Genomic DNA, 18,974 nt, shown 5'->3' with positions numbered 1-18,974 from the left:
ATCCCCCAATCCCCAATCCCGGCCTCTCAGTCATCCACCCGCTCGCCCATCAGCTCGCGCTGGCGCTTGTCCAGTTCCTCGGCATAGCGCTTGCGCACGAAGCTTTCGCTCAGCACGCCCAGCACCTTGCCGTGCTCGTCGACCACCGCCAGTTCGTCGCTCTGGGTCAGGTCGAACTGGCGCATGGCGGTGACCACGTCGGTGTCGGCGGGCAGGGCCACGTCGCGGTTGCCGGCGTAGTCGACGATGGCCGCGTCGGCGTTGACGCCGTCGGCGTAGGCGGCGGCCAGGGTGACCAGGCCGGCGTAATGGCCGCTCTCGTCCTCCAGCACCACGCGCGTGCCCGAGCCGAGCGGGAAGCGGCGGCGGAATTCGGCCACGCTGGTGGTGGCGGCCAGCGGATGCACGTCCTTCTGCATCATCCGCCCGGCGCTGAGGTGCTTGACCCAGCCGACGTCGCGCGCGCTCTTGATGGTCTCGCCGCGCAGGTGCAGGCGCCAGGTCGAGAACGAGTAGCCGAAGATCTGCCGCACGATGGTGTTGGCCACCAGCACCGCCACCATCACCGCACTGGCCAGCACGAAGTCGTGGGTGCCTTCCAGCACCAGCATCGCCATCGTCATCGGCGCGCCGATCACCGCGGCGGCCATCGCCGCCATGCCGGCCAGCGACGCGGCGGTGCCGTCGACCAGGGCCATGCCGCTGCCGAGATTCAGCACGCCGGCGAACAGCCCGCCGACCAGCGAGCCCATGAACAGCGAGGCGAAGAACAGGCCGCCGCGAAAGCCGAAGCCCAGCGAGATGGCCGAGCCCAGGCACTTGAGCAGCAACAGGATGCCCAGCCAGCGCAGCGAGGTCGGGCTGGTCAGGTCCAGGTGCAGCGCGCCGTGCCCGGAGGACAGCACCTGCGGGGTGATCAGCGCCAGCGGGATCAGCAGCAGGCCGCCGGCGACCGGGCGTGCCCAGCGCGGCAGCGGGCTGCGGTTGATGGCCTGTTCGATCGCGCCGATCAGACGCATCACCGCCACCGCCAGCAGCGCGCAGAGCACGCCCAGCAGCGCGTACAGCACGTAGTCGCGCGCCTCCAGCGCCGAAGCCGCCGAGGCCGGCAGCAGGTACGGCTGCACCCCGGCCAACTGCGACACGAACACCGCGCCCAGCGAGGCCACCGCCACCGGTGCCAGCGCCGACGGCGAGTAGGCGCCGATCACGATCTCGAAGGCGTAGAACGCCCCGGCCAGCGGCGCGCCGAACGCGGCGGCGATGGCCGCGCCGGCGCCGGCGCCGACCAGGGTGCGGATGTCGGCGCGGCGCAGGCGCAGCACCCGGCCCAGGTGCGAGCCGCTGCCGGCGCCCATCTGCGTATACGCCGCCTCCAGGCCGACCGAGGCGCCGACGCCGTTGGAGAACAGGGTCTGCACGGAGACGATCAGGTTGTCGCGCATCGACATGCGCCCGCCGTACAGCGCGTTGGCTTCGACGGCGTCGACCAGTTGCCGCTTGCGCGCGCGTGCGGCCATGCCCAGCAGGCCGACCAGCAGCCCGCCCAGCGGCAGCACCAGCAACTGGTGCACGCTCAGTTCGGACATGGCGCTGAGCCGCTCGTCGGCCTCCAGGCCGTACAGCAGGGCCTGCGCGCCGTGCGCCAGGCTGCTCTGCAACAGGGTCAGCAGGCCGGCGATCACGCCGACCAGCAGGGCCAGGGCGATGAACCAGACATCGCTGGCGCGCAGGCGCCGGCGCAGCGCGTCGGCGAGGCTGTGCGAGGCGTCGGCCAGTCCCGGCCGCGGGCGCATGTTCACGACGCGCGACCCTATTTGACGCGGCGGACCTTGGCGCGGGTGTTGTAGGTGCCGACCTGCATGTACCAGACGCCCATGATGCCGGGGGTGATCTTCACCTTGGGTGCGGCGAGGTGCACGCCGGGCAGGCTCGCCGCTTCGGTCTGTTCCCACTCCTGGCCGTTGGCCAGCACGTAGTGGCGTCCCTTGGCGAAGCCGGAGAACTCGCCGATCAGGGTGCTCTCGATCGGCTCGGCGCTGCCGAAGTCGAAGAAGCCGCGGTTCTTGGTGATCACCTCGCGGCGGCCCTCTTCCTTGGCCTTTTCCAGCGCCACCGCGGTTTCCTTGGCGACCTTGCCCTGCAGCCAGTCGTTCAGCGCGGCCAGCTCCTGTGGCGAGAGCTTGTCCAGGCCGGCCGCCTTGAATTCCTGCGGCGACATCTGCGTCTGCAGATCGCCGGAGACGGTGCGCTGGGCGAGCGCCGGGGCGGCGGACACGGCGAGCGCCGCGCACAGGACCAGGGGAGCGAGACGCGCAAGGGACATGGCGGGAATCCGGGCAGTGGGTGCGCCGTAGTGTAGTCGCAAGCGGTGACCGCGCACGGGACGCCGGGTGGGCCCGAGACCGCGTCGGCGTCCGATTCAGTCGTCGGCGGAGGCGGGCATGGCGGTGGCGCGTGGCGGCCGCCGGTACACGAAGTCCGGGGCCGGCGCGGCGGCTTCGCGCTGTGCCAGCGCCTGCAGCGCCGCGTGCGCCGGGGCGCGTTCGCAGACCGGGTCCAGGGTCGCGGCATCGCCGCTCAGCGCCAGCGCCTGGCAGCGGCAGCCGCCCCAGTCGACCTCGCGTTTCGGGCAGCCCTGGCACACCTCGGGCATCCAGGCGCTGCCGCGGAAGCGCACGAAGGCCTCGCCGTCTTCCCAGATCGCCGCCAGCGGGCGCGTGCGCAGGTTCTCGAAGCGCATGTCCGGCAGGGTCTCGGCGGCATGGCAGGGCAGCACGTCGCCGCGCGGGGAGATGTTGACGAAGCGCTGGCCCCAGCCGCCCATGCAGGCCTTGGGCCGGTGCGCGTAGTAGTCGGGGGTGACGAAGTCGATGTGCAGCCGGTCCTGCAGGCGCAGTCGGGCGGCGTCCACCGCGGCCACGGTCGCGTCGATCTGCGCGCGGCTGGGCATCAGCGCGGCGCGATTGCGCAGGCCCCAGCCGTAGTATTGGGTGTGCGCCACTTCCAGACGTTCGGCGCCGAGCTCCAGCGCCAGGTCGATCATCGCCGGCACGCGTTCGGCATTGTGGCGGTGGATCACCGCATTGATCGTCAGCGGCAGGTCGAGCGCGCGCACCGCCGCGGCGAAGGCGCGCTTCTTGGCCAGGCTGTGGCGGTAGCCGGCGATGCGGTCGGCACCGGCGGCGTCGGCGTCCTGGACGCTCAACTGCACGTGTTCCAACCCGGCCGTGGCCAGGTCCGCCAACATCGGTGCGCCACCGGCCACGCCCGAGGTGATCAGGTTGCTGTACAGGCCCAGCGCGCGCGCATGCGCGACCAGCGCGGGCAGGTCCTTGCGCAGCATCGGTTCGCCGCCGGAGAAATGCGCCTGCAGCACGCCCATCGCCGCGGCCTGGTCCAGCGCCGAGCGCCAGCCGGCCGTGTCCAGTTCCTCGCGCAGGCCGGCCAGTGCGATGGGGTTGGAGCAATACGGGCAGGCCAGCGGGCAGCGATGGGTCAGCTCCAGCAGGATCGACAGCGGCGGCGGCACCGGGGCGTTCATGCGCGCAGCAGCCGCTTGGCGTGCAACTGCTGCGCCAGCTCGCACACGTCGCGTTCGACCTCGGCCGGGTCGGCCTCGAACTCGGCCGCCAGTTCCGCCGCGATCGCCGCCAGGCTGCGCGCGCCGTCGCAGCGCGAGACGATGGCGTGGGCGATCTCGTCCAGTTCGATCACCCGCTCCGGCGCCAGCAGCACCCATTGGTCGCGCGCGCGGTCGTGCTGCAGGCGCACGCCGGTGGCGAGCCGCGGTTGGCTGCTGGCGTCCAGCGCGCTCATGCCGCGGCCTGCGCCGCGTCCGGGACGAACGCGTCCGGCCAGGCCACGCCCGGTTGCACGTACGCGAAGTGCAGCGCATCCAGTTGCGACCACAGCACGCCGCACTTGAAGCGCAGCGCGTCCTGCACCAGTTGCTGCTTCTCCACGGTGTCGGCGTGGCGCTTGACGTAGTCCAGGGCGAAGTCCGAATCGCGCGGCGCTTCGTGCAGGCGATGCTCGAAATACGTCAGCGCCTCGCGCGAGACGAAGTCGTAGTGCTGCAGCATGCCGGCGACGCGGTGGCCGATGATGCCGGGCGCGAACAGTTCGGTCAGCGACGAGGCGATCGCTTCCAGCAGGCTCTTCTCGCGCACGAAGTGCAGGTAGGCCTGCACCGCGAAGCGGGTGCCGGGCAGCAGGCCGCGCCCGGACTGCACCAGGTCGCGATCCAGTCCCAGCGCGTCGGTCAGGTGCAGCCAGCGGGCGATGCCGCCTTCGCCCTCGGCGCTGCCGTCGTGGTCGACGATGCGCTGGCGCCAGATCCGGCGCAGCGCTGGGTCGTCCATCCGCGCCAGGATCGCCGCATCCTTGAGCGGGATGCAGCGTTGGTACTCGTAGCGGTTCAGCGCCCAGGCCTGGACCTGGCCGCGGTTCAGGCGGCCGCTGTGCAGCAGCGCGTGGAAGGGGTGCTGGTCGTGGTACAGCCGTGCGCCGATCCCGCGCAGCGCGGTTTCCAGTTGTTCCGGGCTCAGCAGTGCGCTCACGGGGTCGGTCTCGCAGGCGATGGGGCAGCAGGGGTCACAGCGCGATCTCCATGCCGTCGTGGGCCACGTCCCAGCCATGCGCGGCGACGGTGGCGCGCTCGGCGGAGCCGGCGTCGAGGATGGGGTTGGTGGTGTTGATGTGGATGAAGACCTTGCGGGCCACGCCCAGGTCGGCGAAGGCGCGCAGGGCGCCGGCCTCGCCGTCGATGCTCATGTGGCCCATGCGCTGGCCGGTCTTGGCGCTGATGCCCAACTGCACCAGCTCGTCGTCGCGCCACAGGGTGCCGTCGAAGAACGCCAGTTCGGCGCCGTGCAGGCGCTCGCGCAACGCGTCGGTCAGCGCTGCGCAGCCGGGGATGTAGTGCAGGCGGTGCGTGCCGTCGTCGATGGTCAGGCCCAGCGTCTCCTCGGCCGAGCCGGCCAGGTCGCCGCTGTGGCGGGATTCCATGAACAGCGGCACCTTGCCCGGCACCGCGAACGGCGTGACCTGCAGGCCGAGCAGCGACAGCGGTGTGTCCAGGGCGAACGGATGGCGGTGCACGTAGGCCGGGTGCAGCGCGTCGAACACCGGGTTCTGCGCCAGCAGGTCGAGCACGCGGCTGCTCGCGTACAGGTCGAAGCGCTGGCTTTCGCGCATCGACAGCAACCCGGCGATATGGTCGATCTCGCCGCTGGTCAGCAACACCGCCTCGATCGGCGAATGGCGCTGGTCGCGTTGCGGCCACAGCGCCGGCGTGGCCAGCACTTGCTGGCGAAAATCGGGTGACGCGTTGATCAGCAGCCAGCGCTGGCGGTCGACGCTGACCGCGATGCTGGCCTGGGTACGGCGTTGGGCACCCGGGTGTTGCTGCCACGCGCGTTGGCTCGCGGGCGTGTGGCAGTTCCACTGCGGATGCCCTCCGCCTGCCGCCGATCCCAAAACGATGAGGTGCATCCGGTCTCCGTTGATGGCGCCTGGCCGGTCGCGCTTCGGTCGCGGGAAGGGAGGAGTGCGCGGGTCAGAGCTCGCCGGAGGCGTAGCAGTTGATTTCCGCGCCGACGCAGATTTCGCGGATCACAGGCTTGTTCCACTTTTTCATGTGCGTTCCTCTTCGAGTCGGTCCAGGGACGACGGCAGCGGCGCATGCGGACAGCAGCGGGTTGCCGTCGCGTTCGAGCATAGGCGCGGGGATTTGGGCGGTTGTGAAATTCCGGTAAAACCGCCGCAAGTCGCAACCGGATCACAGTGACGCGGCGGTGCGTATCCGCCAAGCGCCTCCCGGCGCGTGGCCGGCGCAATTGTGAGAACGCGCACAAGCGCGTTAGTGTAGGCGGCACCGTTTCGTCGACTGCGTCCGTCCTTGAACCACACCGTCCACTCCGGCCTGGAGGCGTTGCTGCAGCGCCCGTCGGCCGCGACCCTGGCGCCCGCCCTGCGCGCGGCGCTGCTGCAGGCCTGGCAGGCACAGGCCGAGCCGCTGCCGCGGCTGCCGTGGCCGGTGCTGGCCGACACCCTGGACGCGCTGGCGCTGCTGTCGGCCGACGAGGCGGCGCTGCTGGCGGCGTTGCTGTTCGACCTGCCGGCCTTGCGCGCACAGTTGCCGCAGTTGCCGGTGGCGCCACCGGCACCGGCACGGGCGCAGGCGGTGGCCGGTCTGCTGGAGGCGCAGGACGCCGCCGACCCGGTGTGGGCGCTGCATGCCGGGCGTGAGGCCGGGCGCAACAGCGAAGGCCTGCGCCGGCTGCTGCTGTCGATCGTGCAGGATCTGCGGGTGGTGCCGATCCTGCTGGCGCGGCAACTGGCGCAGATGCGCGTGGCCGACAAGGCGCCGGAGGCGCAGCGCCGCGCGCTGGCGCAGTTGACCCGCGACATTCACGCGCCGCTGGCCAACCGCCTGGGCATCTGGCAGCTGAAATGGGAGCTGGAGGACCTGGCGTTCCGGCACCTGGAGCCGGACACCTACCGGCGCATCGCCCGCGAGGTCGACGAGAGCCGGGTGGCGCGCGAGCGCTACATCGAGGCGGTCAAGAAGATCCTGTCCAAGGCGCTGGCCGAGCAGGGCCTGCGCGCGGAGATCAGCGGGCGGCCCAAGCACATCTACAGCATCTGGCGGAAGATGCAGAAGAAGCGACTGGCCTTCGACCAGCTGTACGACCTGCGCGCGGTGCGGGTGATGGTCGACGACGTCGCCGCCTGCTATGCCGCGCTGGGCGTGGTGCATGCGCTGTGGGCGCCGGTGCCCAGCGAGTTCGACGACTACATCGCCCGGCCCAAGGCCAACGACTACCGCTCGCTGCACACCGCGGTGGTCGGCCCGGAAGGGCGCACGATCGAGGTGCAGATCCGCACCCACGACATGCATGCGCAGGCCGAGCTGGGCGTGGCCGCGCACTGGAAATACAAGGAAGGCGGCAAGGGCGCGGAGAAGGCCTTCGACCGCAAGATCACCTGGATGCGGCAACTGCTGGAACAGTCGCAGGACGGCGAGCAGGGCGGGCTGGCCGGGGCGCTGGACGCCGAGCTGGTCGAGGATCGGGTCTATGCGCTGACCCCGATGGGCGAGGTGATCGACCTGCCGCAGGGCGCCACGCCGCTGGATTTCGCCTACCACGTGCACACCATGGTCGGGCACCGCTGCCGCGGCGCCAAGGTCAACAACCGCATCGTGCCGCTGACCCACAAGCTGCGCAGCGGCGACCGGGTGGAGATCCTCACCGGCAAGGAGGCCGAGCCGCGCCGCGACTGGCTGCTGCCCGCCAACGGCTACCTGGCCAGCGGACGCTCGCGCGACAAGGTGCGCGCCTGGTTCCACAAGCTGGACCGCGCGCGCAACGTGCAGGCCGGCAAGGAACTGCTGGAGCGCGAGCTCAAGCGCCTGGGGCTGCAGCAGGCCGACCTGCTGCCGGCGGCGAAGAAGTTTCATGCCGACGGGGTGGAGGAGCTGTACATCCAGGTCGCGCTGGGCGATGTCGGCCCCAGCCAGGTCGGACGCGCGCTGCACGAGGCCGAGCGCGCCGCGGCGCAGCCGGCGGCGCCGGCCATGCCGCGGCCGACTGCGCGGCGCACCGGCCTGGGCAAGTCCAAGTTCACCGTGCAGGGCGTGGGCAATCTGCTGGTGCAACTGGCGCGCTGCTGCCAGCCGGTGGCCGGCGAGCCGATCGCCGGGTATCTCACCCGCACCCGCGGCGTCACCGTGCACCGCAGCGACTGCGCCGCGTTCGCGCGGCTGGCCGCCAGCCATCCGCAGCGGGTGCTGCCGGTGGAGTGGGGCCAGGCCGGCGGCGGCTACGAGGTCGACGTGCTGGTGCGCGCGGTGGACCGGCGTTGGCTGCTGAAGGACATCACCAACCTGATCGCCCAGGAAGAGGCGCATGTGCTGGAGATCAACAGTGAGAACGTGCGCGACAGCGGCCTGGCGCAACTGCGGCTGCGATTGAAAGTCGGCGATTACGGGCAACTGTCCACCTTGCTCGGTAAGCTCGATGCGCTGCCGGGCGTGCACGAGGCGCGGCGGCTGGGCTGAGGCGCGCCGGCGGCGGGTCGCCCGCCGTGGCGATGGCCGGTGTCATGCACAGCTGTTCGTCATCGGGCCGACGCTAAGCTTGCCCGGTGAGCATGCCGCCGGATCAGGTCAGGGACGAACCCACGCGCAGGCAGCGGCCGGTGCCGCTGTGGCGCGATCGGCGTGTCTGGCGCTGGGCGCTGGCGGTGCTGCTGGTGCTGGGGATGGCCGTGGTGGTGTTCCGCCGCCCGCTGGCCGACCTGATCTGGCCGGAGACGCGCATCCAGCAATTGCTCGACCAGGGCCATGCGGCACTGCGCGCGGGCAAGCTCAGCGCCACCGACGGCAGCGGCGCGCGCGAGCGCTTCGAAGCCGCGCTGGCGCTGGACAGCGACCGCATGCAGGCGCGCATCGGCTTGGCCGCGACCGGGCGTGCGGCACTGGGGCAGGCGCGTGCGGCGCTGGCCGCCGGGCGCTATCCGCAGGCGCGCGAGGCGCTGGCGCTGGCGCGCGCGCTGCAGGTGCCGCGCGCCGATGCCGACCGCATCGAGGCGGCACTGCGCGCGCGCGAGGCCGCGCACGCCGGCATCGATCAATTGCTGCAGCGGGCGGCGCAGGCGCGCCGCGACGGGCGTCTGGACGATGGCCCGGACGCGGCCCTGCCGCTGTATCAGCGCGTGCTGGAGTACGCGCCGGAACGCACCACGGCGCTGGAAGGCCGCGAGGATGCATTGTCGGAACTGCTGCAGCACGCACGCGGCGATCTGGCGCGCGGCAACCTGGCCGCCGCCGCGGCGCTGGTGGAGCGCGCGCGTGGCTATGACCCCGGCCATGTCGACCTACCCGAGACCCAGGCGGAACTGAACCGGGCGCTGGAGCGCCTGCAGCGCGAGGCCGAGCAGGCCCTGCGCCGCCAGCGCCTGGACGCGGCGGCACACGCGTTTGCGCAGTGGCACGCGGCGGTGCCGGATGCCCCCGGCGCCAGCGACGGCCTGGAGCGGGTGGCGGCGGCCTATGCGCTGCAGGCGAGCCGTGCCGCCGCCGATTTCCGTTTCGGCGAGGCCGAGCGCGCCTTGCGCAAGGGCCAGGCCCTGGCACCGGACAGCCGCGCGCTGGCCGACGCGAAGCAGGCGTTGCAGCGCGCCCGGCAAAGCCAGGCCACGCCGCCTTCGCGGATGTCGCCGGCCGAGCGCGAGCGGCGCCTGCAGCGTCTGCTGGCCGATCTGCAGGCCGCCGAGGCGCGCGGCGACTGGCTGACCCCGCCCGGCGCCAGCGCCTACGACACCTTGCTGGCGGCGCAGACCCTGGCGCCGCGCGATGCGCGGGTGCGCGCGGCTGAGCAGCGCGTGCTGGCGGCGCTGCGACGCTGTTTCGACGATGCCATGCGCGGCAATCGGGTGCTGGCGGCCAGCGCCTGCTACGACGCCTGGCGTGCATTGGCGCCGGGCGGCAACGGGCTGGCCACCGCCCGGCGGCGCCTGGCGCAGCGCTGGCTGGCGGTCGGCGACGAGCGCCTGAGCGGCGGCGATGCCGCCTTCGCACGGCAGGCGCTGCAGCGCGCCCGCGCGATCGACCCGGCCACCCCGGAACTGGCCGCTTTCGAGCGTCGCTTGCGTAGCCTCAGTCCTGGGCGTTAGTGCCTGCAGTACGGGTTAGGCTTTTCTGCTGGCTGAGGCTGCAATGCGTCGGGGCTGAAGCCCCTCCCACAGGTGCACTCGGACAGCTCATGTGTCGTGAACTTTTTACGGCGCGGGCGTTATCTGCTCAGCACGGCCCCAGGCAGTGGCGATGCTCGCAGTATCGTTGTGGGAGGGACTTCAGTCCCGACGCGATAGAAAACGGCGCGCTACCGCCGCTCAGGCCAGGAACGCCTCGCGCACCGTGGCGCGGGCGGCGTCCAGGGAGAAGTGGGTTTCGATGTTGCGCAGGCCGTTGTCGGCCAGCCGCTGCCACAGCGCCGGATCGGCGTACAGCTGCGCGATGGCGTCGGCGAACGCGGCGGGGTCGTCGGCGATCAGCACGTCCTCGCCGTCGCGCAGGTGCATGCCTTCCACCGCGCAGGCGGTGGCCACCACCGGTTGGCCATGGGCCATGCTGAGGTTGACCTTGCCCTTGACCCCCGCGCCGAAGCGCAGCGGCGCCACGGCGATGCGCATGCCGTCCATGTAGGCGGCGATCTCGGGGACGTGGCCGAGCAGCTCGACGCCGGCGGTGGCCTCGCCGAGGCGGCGGATGTCCTCCGGCATGTCCGCGCCGATGCAGTGGAAGCGCACCTCCGGCAGGCGCAGGCGCACCGCCGGGAACACCTCCTGCAGGAACCAGCGCACCGTGTCCACGTTGGGCGCATGGCGGAAGCCGCCGACGAACACCAGGTCGCGGCGCTGCACCCACGGCAGGCCGGGGCCGGCGACCTCGTGCAGGTTCGAGATCAGCGCCGTGCGCACCTGCGGCGCCTCGCGCTGCAACTGTTCGCGTTCGACCGCGCTGACCAGCACGGTCACGTCCACCTGTGCCATCACCTCCAGTTCGCGCGCGCGGGTGCGCTCGGCCTCGCGCAGCAGGCGCGCGTCGCCGGCGAGTTCGGCACCGCGGCGCTCGCGCAGGTAGTGCAGGTCCACGGTGTCGAACAGGCGCCGTGCCTGCGGCGCGAACCGGCGCAGCAGCGGCAGGCAGGCATGGGCGACGTGGTGGCGCACCAGCAGCACGCTGTGGAAGCGCGTGCCGTGCTGCTGCAGGAACCAGGTCAGGTTTTTCAGGTACGGCGCGTACCACACCTCCACGCCGAGCCGTTGCAGGGTCTCGCTATGGCGGCTGGCATAGCTGCGCTCGCTGGGCACGAACACCACGTGCGCACCTTCCTCGAGCAGCAGGCGGATCAGGTTGAGCTGGCGCAGCGAGGCGGAATCGCGGTCCGGCTGCGGCAGCGCTTCGTCCAGGATCAGTACCTGGCGCTGCCGGCGATGCAGCAGCGCTGGCGTCGGTACCTCGCCGGGAGCGAGGTGTTGCGGCAATACCTCGGCCCACTTGGCGGCGAAGACCGCACGATTGCGCACCTGGTAGGCCTTGATCCCGCTGCCGGTGTCGGTGCCGTTGCTGGTGCCCTCGTCGTGCACCACGCGGCTGGCCGGCTGCACCAGCGTGCGCAAGCCGGCGGCGCGTACCGCGAAAGCCAGGTCGGTGTCCTCGTAGTAGGCCGGCATGTAGCGCGTGTCGAAGCCGCCCAGCGCCAGGAAGCGCGCGCGTTCGATCGCCAGCGCCGCGCCGCTGCCGTAGTCGACGTCGCGCAGGTAGGCATAGCGCGGATCGTCGGGCGACTCGAAGCGGCCGTAGCTCCAGGCGCTGCCGTCGGCGAAGACCACGCCGCCGGCATCCTGCAGGCGGCCGTCGGGATACAGCAGTTGCGCGCTGACCAGGCCGGCCTGCGGCAGCTGCGCGAACGTGTCCAGCAACGCGTCCAGCCAGCCCGGCTGCGGCACCGTGTCGTTGTTGAGGAACACCAGGTAGCGGCCCTGCGCGCGCGCGGCGCCGTCGTTGCAGGTGGCGATGAAGCCGCCGTTGCGCTCGCGCACGTGGTAGTGCAGGCCGACCACCTGCGGCAGCCACTGCGCCGTGGCGTCGTTGCTGCCGTCGTCGATCACCAGGATTTCGCACGGTGCGGCCGGCGGATGCGCGGCCAGCGCGCGCAGGCAGGCGAGGGTATGCGCGACGTGGTTGTAGACCGGGATCACGATGCTGACCAGCGGCGCGGGACTGTTCGGCACCGCGAACGGCGCGAACGGCGCCGCTTCCACCGCGAACAGCGCGCGCTGCGGCGGCGGCAGCGGTTGCGCATGCACGCGCAACCGCTCCCAGGTGCTGCGCCAGCCGCGCGTGCGCAGGCTGGTCAGGCCGCGCCGGACCAGGCCGGCCAGGCGGTTCAGGGCGTAGCGCGCATTCGCCCACGACATCGACATCCGGTACCACTCCAACTTAAACGAAGAGGCCGTCGCGCCGCGCTGCCCGCTGGGCTGCGCTAGACTCGGCGGAATTTACATTCTCGCATTCCCGTGCCCCGACGCTACGACGATCACGACACCGACGATCAGGACGACGCCCTGGAAAGCCCCGCCGCCGTATGGCGCAGGCGCCTGCTCACCTGGGGCCTGGCCGCCGCCGCACTCGGCCTGGGCTTCCTGATTCCGTACACGGTCTATCTGAACAAGCAGGTCACCCAGCGTTTCGGCGAACTGCGCTGGCAGATTCCCACCCGCGTGTACGCGCGGCCGCTGGTGCTGGCGCCGGACACGGCGATGGATCCGCAGACGCTGAAGACCGAACTGGATGCGGCCAGCTACCGCGCCGACGTCGGCGCCGAACGGCCCGGCAGCTACCAGCAGGACGGCAGCCGCTTCACCATCGCTAGCCGCGGCTACGTCGACGTCGACGGGCGGGTCGCGCCGCGGCGCATCGAGGTGGGCCTGGCCGGCGGGCGCGTGGTGGCACTGCGCGATGCGCAGACGCGCAAGGCGCTCAAGGCCGCGCGGCTGGATCCGGCGCGCATCGCCACGCTGTACGGGCAGAAGCAGGAAGAGCGGCGCCTGGTGCGCGTGGACGAGGTGCCGGAACTGCTGGTCACCGGCTTGCAGGCGGTCGAGGACCGCGACTTCAATTCGCACCACGGCATCGACCTCAGCGGCATGGTCCGCGCGGCCTGGGTGATGGTGCGCTCGGGCGGCAAGAGCCGGCAGGGCGCCAGCACCCTGACCCAGCAGCTGGCGCGCAGCGGCCTGCTCGGCATCGGCAAGGAACAGACGGTCACCCGCAAGTTCAACGAGATCCTGTACGCGCTGATCATGGAGGCGCGCTACGACAAGCGCACCATCCTCGAGGCGTATCTGAACCAGGTGTACCTGGGCCAGCGCGGCAGCCAGGCGGTGCATGGTGTCGCGTCTGGTGCGGAGTTCTGGTTCGGCCGCGAACTCGATGCGCTGGCGCCGGAGCAGGTGGCGCTGCTGATCGGCCTGGTTAAGGGGCCGTCCTACTACGACCCGCGGCGCTACCCCGAGCGCGCGCTGGACCGGCGCAACTTCGTGCTGGGCAAGCTGCGCGAGAGCGAGCTGATCGACGAACCCACCTACCGCAAGGCGCTGGCCGCGCCGCTGGGCGTGCCGGCCGAACCCGGCCTGGTCGCGGCCAACCGCTTCCCCGCCTATGTTGACCTGGTGCGGCGCCAGCTGGCGCGCGATTACCCCGAAAGCGCGCTGCAGGGCGCCGGCCTGAGCGTGCTCACCGGCATGTCGCCGTCGGCGCAGGCGTACGCCGAGGGCGCGGTGACCCGCACCATTACCGCGCTGGAGACCAACAAGAAGCGCCCGCCGCTGCAGGCCGGGCTGGTGCTCACCGACACCCACAACGGTGAGGTGCTGGCGGTGGTCGGCAGCCGCGATGTGGCCCAGCCCGGCTTCAATCGCGCGATCGAGGCGCAGCGCCAGGTCGGATCGCTGCTCAAGCCGTTCGTGTACCTGCTGGCGCTGGCGCAGCCGGACCGTTTTTCGCTGGCCAGTTGGGTCGACGACACGCCGGTCACCGTGCAACTGGGCCGCGGTCGCACCTGGAGCCCGGGCAATTCCGATGGGCGCAGTCACGGCACGGTGCGCGTGGTCGATGCGCTGGCGCATTCCTACAACCAGGCCACGGTGCGCGTCGGCATGCAGGTCGGGCCGGAGCGGGTGGCGCAACTGGTGAAGGTGCTGGCCGGCATCGAGGCCGAGGTCAATCCCTCGCTGATCCTCGGCGCCACCGACCAGAGCCCGTACGCGATGGCGCAGCTGTACCAGTTCCTGGCCTCCGGTGGCGAGATCCAGCCGCTGCATGCGGTGCGCGGCGTGCTCGATCCGCAGGGCAAGCTGCTCAAGCGCTACGACAAGACCCCCGCGCCGGCGCAGGAGGGCGATTCCATCGCCGCCAACCTGGTCGGCATGGCGCTGCAGCAGGTGGTCAGCAACGGCACCGCGCGGCAGTTGCTCAGCGATGGCCTGGGCAAGTTGTCGCCGGCCGGCAAGACCGGCACCAGCAACGACGGCGTGGACAGCTGGTACGCCGGCTATACCGGCGATCACCTGGCGGTGATCTGGATCGGCAACGACCAGAACAAGCAGACCGGCCTGTACGGCGCTACCGGCGCGATGCGGGTGTGGTCGGGCATCTTCTCGCGGCTGCCGAGCGCGCCGCTGCAGGTGCAGGGCAAGGGCATCGACTGGCAGTGGATGGACCCGGTGGGGTACAACAGCACCGACCCGAGCTGCCCCGGCGCGCGCCAGTTCCCGTTCGTGGTCGGCTTCGTGCCGGCGTATGCCGCATGCACGCCGCCGCAGGCGCTGCCGGAGGAGGCCGCGCCCGCCGAGGGCGAACACCAGGGCGGCGGCTGGCGCAGCTGGTTCGGCCTGGACAAGAAGAAAGACCCGCCTGCCGACGCGGCCGCGCCGCCGCCGGCGCACTGATCCCCGGATTCCGGATACCGCTCATGACCCCACGTCTTCCCGCCATCGCCGCCCTCAGCCTGCTGCTCGCCTCCTGCGTCAGCGCACCGCCGCCGCCGCCCCCGGCTGCGCCGGTGGACACCACCACGCCGGCGCAGCGCCTCGCCGCGATCGACGCCAGCGGCGGTGCCGACGACACCGAACTGAGCGTGCAGCCGCTGCGCGATCCGGAAGTGGAGGACCTGCGCGAGAGTGCCAAGCGCAAGCGCAGCGCCGGCGACCTGGCCGGCGCCGCCGCGGCGCTGGACCAGGCGCTGAAGCTGGTGCCGGACGACCCGGCGCTGCTGCAGGACCGCGCCGAAGTGGCGCTGCTGCAGAAGGACGACGCCCAGGCCGAAGCCTTCGCCAAGCGCGCCATCGACCTCGGCTCGCAGACCGGCCCGCTGTGCCGCCGCCATTGGGCGACCATCGAACAGGCGCGCCTGGCCCGCGGGCAAAAGGAAAACGCCGCCTCGGCGCACGCCCAGATCGCCGGGTGCACGGTGCCGGGGATCAAGAGGTACTGAGGGCGGGGATTGGGGAGTCGGGATTGGGGATTGGCAAGAGCGCATTCCGCGCGTTGCAGGCTGAAGTCGCTGGTTGGCGTGTCCTGCGCCTGCTTGGCCGAGCGCACTGACCCGCGACGTGCACGCCTTGTGCTTTTACCAATCCCCAATCCCGACTCCCCAATCCCGGCACCACCCCAATGTCTTTAGCCCACGCAAGCACGGAAGCCCTCAGCGAAGGCGGGGCGCTTGCGCGTCAGCTCGATGCGTTCGTGCCGCGGCCGGCGCAGTTGCGGTTGACCGCGGCGATCGCCGAGGCGTTCGAGCAGCGCGACGTGCTGCTGGCCGAGGCCGGCACCGGCACCGGCAAGACCTATGCGTATCTGGTGCCGGCGCTGCTGTCGGGGCTGAAGACCATCGTCTCCACCGGCACCCGCGCGCTGCAGGACCAGCTCTACCACCGCGATCTGCCGCGGGTGCGCGCGGCGCTGGGCGTGGGCCTGAGCAGCGCGCTGCTGAAGGGGCGCGCCAACTACCTGTGCAAGTACCGGCTGCAGCAGGCCCGCGGCGAGCCGCGGTTCACCGCGCGCGAGCAGGTGGCGCAGTTCCAGCGCATCGTCGCCTGGAGCGGGCGCACCCGTTTCGGCGACATCGCCGAACTGGATGCGCTGGCCGACGACTCGCCACTGCTGCCGCTGGTCACCTCCACCGTGGACAACTGCCTGGGCACCGAATGCCCGTTCTGGGGCGAGTGCTTCGTGGTGCAGGCCCGGCAGCGCGCGCAGGCGGCCGACCTGGTGGTGGTCAATCACCATCTGCTGCTGGCCGACCTGGCGCTGAAGCAGGAAGGCTTCGGCGAGATCCTGCCCGGCGCGCAGGCCTTCGTGATCGACGAGGCGCACCAGTTGCCGGAGCTGGCGGCGAACTTCTTCGGCGAAGGCTTCGGCATGCGCCCGCTGCAGGAACTGGCGCGCGACTGCCTGGCCGAGAGCCGCAATGTCGCCGGCGCGCTGGCCAGCCTGCAGGCGCCGGCGCAGGCGCTGGAACAGACCCTGCGCGAACTGCGTGCGGCGATGGAAGGGCTGCCGGCGCGCGGCACGCAGTGGCGGCTGCTGGCCAAGCCGCAGGTGCGCGACGGTTTCGATGCGCTGCTGGCCGATCTGGCGCGGCTGCAGGAACCGCTGGCGGTGCTGCGCGAGGCTTCGCCAGGTTTCGACGCCTGCGCGGCGCGCGCGCGCGAACTGCGCACGCGGCTGGGCCGCTGGCTCGGCGAGGATGCGCCGATCCCGGATTTCGAAGCCGAGCCGGAAGCGGACGCGCCGAGCAACGACGTGCTGTGGTACGAGCTGACGCCGCGCGGCTTTCGCTGCCAGCGCACGCCGCTGGACGTATCCGGGCCGCTGCGCGCCCACCGCGAGGCCTCGCACGCGGCCTGGGTATTCACCTCGGCGACGCTGGCGGTGAAGGGCGAGTTCGAGCACATCGCCACCCGCCTGGGGCTGCGCGATCCGATGACCTTGCTGCAGCCCAGCCCGTTCGACTGGACGCGGCAGGCGCTGTGCTACCTGCCGGCGCTGCCCGATCCGGCGGCGCGCGGCTTCGGCACGGCGCTGATCGCGGCGCTGCAGCCGGTGCTGGAGGCCTCGCAGGGCCGCGCGTTCCTGCTGTTCGCCTCGCACCGCGCGCTGCGCGAGGCGGCCGAGGCGCTGCGCGACGGGCCCTGGCCGCTGTTCGTGCAGGGCGAGGCGCCGCGCGCGACCTTGCTCGAGCGCTTCCGCGCCTCCGGCAACGGCGTGCTGCTCGGCTCGGCCAGCTTTCGCGAGGGCGTGGACGTGGTCGGCGATGCGCTGAGCGTGGTGGTGATCGACAAGCTGCCGTTCGCCGCCCCCGACGATCCGGTGTTCGAGGCGCGCCTGGAGGCGATCCGCCGCGACGGCGGCAACCCGTTCCGCGACGAGCAGTTGCCGCAGGCGGTGATCGCGCTGAAGCAGGGCGTGGGCCGGCTGATCCGCAGCGAGCGCGACCGCGGCGTGCTGGTGCTGTGCGACCCGCGCCTGCTGAGCAAGTCCTACGGCCGCACCTTCCTGGAGTCGCTGCCACCGTTCGCCCGCACCCGCGACGTGGAGGATGTCCGACAGTTCTTCGCCGTCGAGGCCCCGGCGCTGGGCGATAATCCTGAGGCCGGCATGTCGCCACCCGACTAGCCGCCGCGCCGCTCCTGCTTTTGCGAATCCCCAATCCCGAATCCCCAATCCCGGCTCCCCAATGAATCTGCTCGCCTTCGAAACCTCCACCGAAGCCTGCTCCGTCGCCGTCATGGTCGGCGACCGCGTGCTGGAGCGCTTCGATCTGGCGCCGCGGCGGCATGCCGAACTGGCGCTGCCCTGGGCCGAGCAATTGCTCGCCGAGGCCGGCATCGGCCGCCGCCAGCTCGATGCGGTGGCCTTCAGCCGTGGCCCCGGCGCGTTCACCGGCGTACGCCTCGCGATCGCCGTGGCCCAGGGCATCGCCCTGGCCCTGGACCTGCCGGTGCTGCCGGTGTCCACGCTGCAGGTGCTGGCGCTGCGCGCGCCGGCCGATGCGCCGCGGGTGCTGGCGGCGATCGACGCGCGCATGGGCGAGGTCTACACCGCGGCCTACGCGCGCCAGGCCGATGGCGGCCTGCAGGCGCTGACTGCGGAGCAGGTGCTGAGTCCGGAGGCCTTTGCGTTGCCGGAGCCGGAGGCGGCATGGGCCGCGGTGGGCACCGGCTTGGCGGCGGTCGATGGCACCCTGCAGCGCCGTTTCGGCGCGCACTGGCGCAGCGCCGACGCGCAGGCGCTGCCGCATGCCGCCGACGTGCTGACCCTGGCCGCGGCCGCGTACGCGCGCGGCGAAGGCGTCGCGCCGGAGCGCGCCGAACCTGCCTATTTGCGCGACAACGTCGCCCTGACCCTGGCCGAACAGCAGGCGCAGCGGGCCGCACGATGAGCGTCGCGGTGACGCCCGGCGACCGCTTCCGCGGTTGTCTGCTCGGGTTGGCGGTAGGCGACGCGCTGGGGACGACGCTGGAATTCAAGGGGCCCGGCAGCTTCGCGCCGATCGACGACATGGTCGGCGGCGGCCCGTTCGAGCTGCAGCCGGGGCAGTGGACCGACGACACCTCGATGGCGCTGTGCCTGGCGCACAGCCTGCTGTACCGGCAGGGCTTCGACGCCGCCGACCAGATGAACCGCTACTGCAACTGGTACCAGCACGGTTACTTGAGCAGCACTGGCACGTGCTTCGACATCGGCAACACCGTGCGCGCGGCGCTGGAGCGCTACCTGCAGGGCGGGCCGGCGTTCAGCGGCAGCGACGATCCGCGCGCGGCCGGCAACGGCGCGCTGATGCGGCTGGCGCCGGTGGCGATGTTCTACGCGCAGCACCCTAACGAACTGGCCGCGCGTGCCGCCGACAGTTCGCGCACCACCCATGCCGCGGCCGAGGTGCTGGACGCCAGCCGGCTGTTCGCGTTCCAACTGCGTGCCGCCTTGCTGGGCGAGGACCGTGCGCAGGTGCTGCAGCCGACCGGTGCGCCGCCGATGCAGACCCCGGCCCTGTGTGCGCTGGTCGACCGCGACCATGCGGCGGTGCCGGCGGCGCAGATCCGCGGCACCGGTTACGTGGTCGATGCGCTGTCGGCGGCGTTGTGGTGTTTCGCGACCACCGACAATTTCGCCGATGCGGTGCTGCGCGCAGCCAATCTCGGCGACGACGCCGACACCACGGCCGCGATCTGCGGGCAGTTAGCCGGTGCTTTCTATGGCGTCGAAGGCATTCCCGCGGCCTGGCGCGCGCGGGTGCAGGATGCCGCGGAGATCGTGGCGCTGGCCGATCGGCTGTACGCCGCCAGCGGCGCCGGCTGAAGGCCGCCGCGGACGCCGGCCGTGCGTGGCCGGCGTCCTT

Annotated in this window: 15 protein-coding genes; 7 read left to right on the top strand and 8 right to left on the bottom strand. The window is 71.8% G+C overall.

The features are described from left to right. Positions 1 to 26: 26 nt before the first annotated feature. The 7 genes from AC1PLR_RS14860 to pqqA form a co-directional block, all read right to left on the bottom strand. Positions 27 to 1,796 (bottom strand): chloride channel protein, encoded by a 1,770-nt coding sequence (locus AC1PLR_RS14860; protein WP_481071042.1) that lies wholly within the window; start codon positions 1,794 to 1,796, stop codon positions 27 to 29. Positions 1,797 to 1,813: 17 nt separating this feature from the next. Continuing rightward, positions 1,814 to 2,326, bottom strand: coding sequence for a hypothetical protein (locus AC1PLR_RS14855; RefSeq protein WP_481101475.1), 513 nt, complete (start codon positions 2,324 to 2,326; stop codon positions 1,814 to 1,816). A gap of 96 nt (positions 2,327 to 2,422) precedes the next feature. After that, positions 2,423 to 3,544, bottom strand: coding sequence for a pyrroloquinoline quinone biosynthesis protein PqqE (pqqE, locus tag AC1PLR_RS14850; protein ID WP_481101474.1), 1,122 nt, complete (start codon positions 3,542 to 3,544; stop codon positions 2,423 to 2,425). After that, the gene (pqqD, locus tag AC1PLR_RS14845) at positions 3,541 to 3,819 is read right to left on the bottom strand and encodes a pyrroloquinoline quinone biosynthesis peptide chaperone PqqD (RefSeq protein ID WP_481101473.1); all 279 of its coding nucleotides are present in this window, start codon (positions 3,817 to 3,819) and stop codon (positions 3,541 to 3,543) included. The genes pqqE and pqqD overlap by 4 nt, the downstream gene beginning before the upstream one ends. Continuing rightward, positions 3,816 to 4,562 carry a pyrroloquinoline-quinone synthase PqqC gene (gene pqqC, locus AC1PLR_RS14840; RefSeq protein WP_481101472.1) on the bottom strand — a complete coding sequence of 249 codons (747 nt, stop codon included), beginning with the start codon at positions 4,560 to 4,562 and terminating at the stop codon, positions 3,816 to 3,818. The genes pqqD and pqqC overlap by 4 nt, the downstream gene beginning before the upstream one ends. Positions 4,563 to 4,596: 34 nt before the next feature. Next, entirely contained in the window at positions 4,597 to 5,496 is a 900-nt protein-coding gene (gene pqqB / locus AC1PLR_RS14835) for a pyrroloquinoline quinone biosynthesis protein PqqB (protein WP_481101471.1), read from the bottom strand. A 64-nt stretch (positions 5,497 to 5,560) separates the two neighbouring features. Beyond that, the gene (gene pqqA / locus AC1PLR_RS14830) at positions 5,561 to 5,722 is read right to left on the bottom strand and encodes a pyrroloquinoline quinone precursor peptide PqqA (protein ID WP_481101470.1); all 162 of its coding nucleotides are present in this window, start codon (positions 5,720 to 5,722) and stop codon (positions 5,561 to 5,563) included. 180 nt (positions 5,723 to 5,902) lie between these two features. Between pqqA and AC1PLR_RS14825 the strand changes: the two genes are divergently transcribed. Then, positions 5,903 to 8,065: a RelA/SpoT family protein gene (locus AC1PLR_RS14825; RefSeq protein WP_481101469.1), complete on the top strand. Its 2,163-nt coding sequence runs from the start codon at positions 5,903 to 5,905 to the stop codon at positions 8,063 to 8,065. A 203-nt stretch (positions 8,066 to 8,268) separates the two neighbouring features. Next, complete coding sequence (locus AC1PLR_RS14820) at positions 8,269 to 9,681, top strand: hypothetical protein (protein WP_481103609.1); 1,413 nt, start codon at positions 8,269 to 8,271, stop codon at positions 9,679 to 9,681. A gap of 219 nt (positions 9,682 to 9,900) precedes the next feature. On the opposite strand, the gene AC1PLR_RS14815 is transcribed toward AC1PLR_RS14820, so the two are convergent. After that, complete coding sequence (locus AC1PLR_RS14815) at positions 9,901 to 11,997, bottom strand: glycosyltransferase (protein WP_481101468.1); 2,097 nt, start codon at positions 11,995 to 11,997, stop codon at positions 9,901 to 9,903. Between the two features lie 93 nt (positions 11,998 to 12,090). Between AC1PLR_RS14815 and mrcB the strand changes: the two genes are divergently transcribed. The 5 genes from mrcB (at position 12,091) to AC1PLR_RS14790 (ending at position 18,934) form a co-directional block, all read left to right on the top strand. Beyond that, complete coding sequence (gene mrcB / locus AC1PLR_RS14810; RefSeq protein WP_481101467.1) at positions 12,091 to 14,523, top strand: penicillin-binding protein 1B; 2,433 nt, start codon at positions 12,091 to 12,093, stop codon at positions 14,521 to 14,523. Positions 14,524 to 14,546: 23 nt separating this feature from the next. Further along, a complete protein-coding gene (locus AC1PLR_RS14805) occupies positions 14,547 to 15,068 on the top strand; it encodes a tetratricopeptide repeat protein (protein WP_481101466.1) in 522 nt (173 codons plus the stop codon). 179 nt (positions 15,069 to 15,247) lie between these two features. Next, complete coding sequence (yoaA, locus tag AC1PLR_RS14800) at positions 15,248 to 17,251, top strand: DNA repair helicase YoaA (RefSeq protein WP_420009274.1); 2,004 nt, start codon at positions 15,248 to 15,250, stop codon at positions 17,249 to 17,251. A gap of 61 nt (positions 17,252 to 17,312) precedes the next feature. Further along, positions 17,313 to 18,017, top strand: a complete 705-nt coding sequence (gene tsaB, locus AC1PLR_RS14795; protein ID WP_420009275.1) for a tRNA (adenosine(37)-N6)-threonylcarbamoyltransferase complex dimerization subunit type 1 TsaB — start codon at positions 17,313 to 17,315, stop codon at positions 18,015 to 18,017. Continuing rightward, positions 18,014 to 18,934, top strand: a complete 921-nt coding sequence (locus tag AC1PLR_RS14790) for an ADP-ribosylglycohydrolase family protein (RefSeq protein ID WP_420009276.1) — start codon at positions 18,014 to 18,016, stop codon at positions 18,932 to 18,934. The genes tsaB and AC1PLR_RS14790 overlap by 4 nt, the downstream gene beginning before the upstream one ends. Positions 18,935 to 18,974: the final 40 nt, after the last annotated feature.

The organism is Xanthomonas sp. NCPPB 3570 (assembly GCF_056725115.1).
The sequence above is the reverse complement of the archived record's forward strand: the minus strand, read 5'-3'. Positions and strand labels throughout refer to the sequence as shown.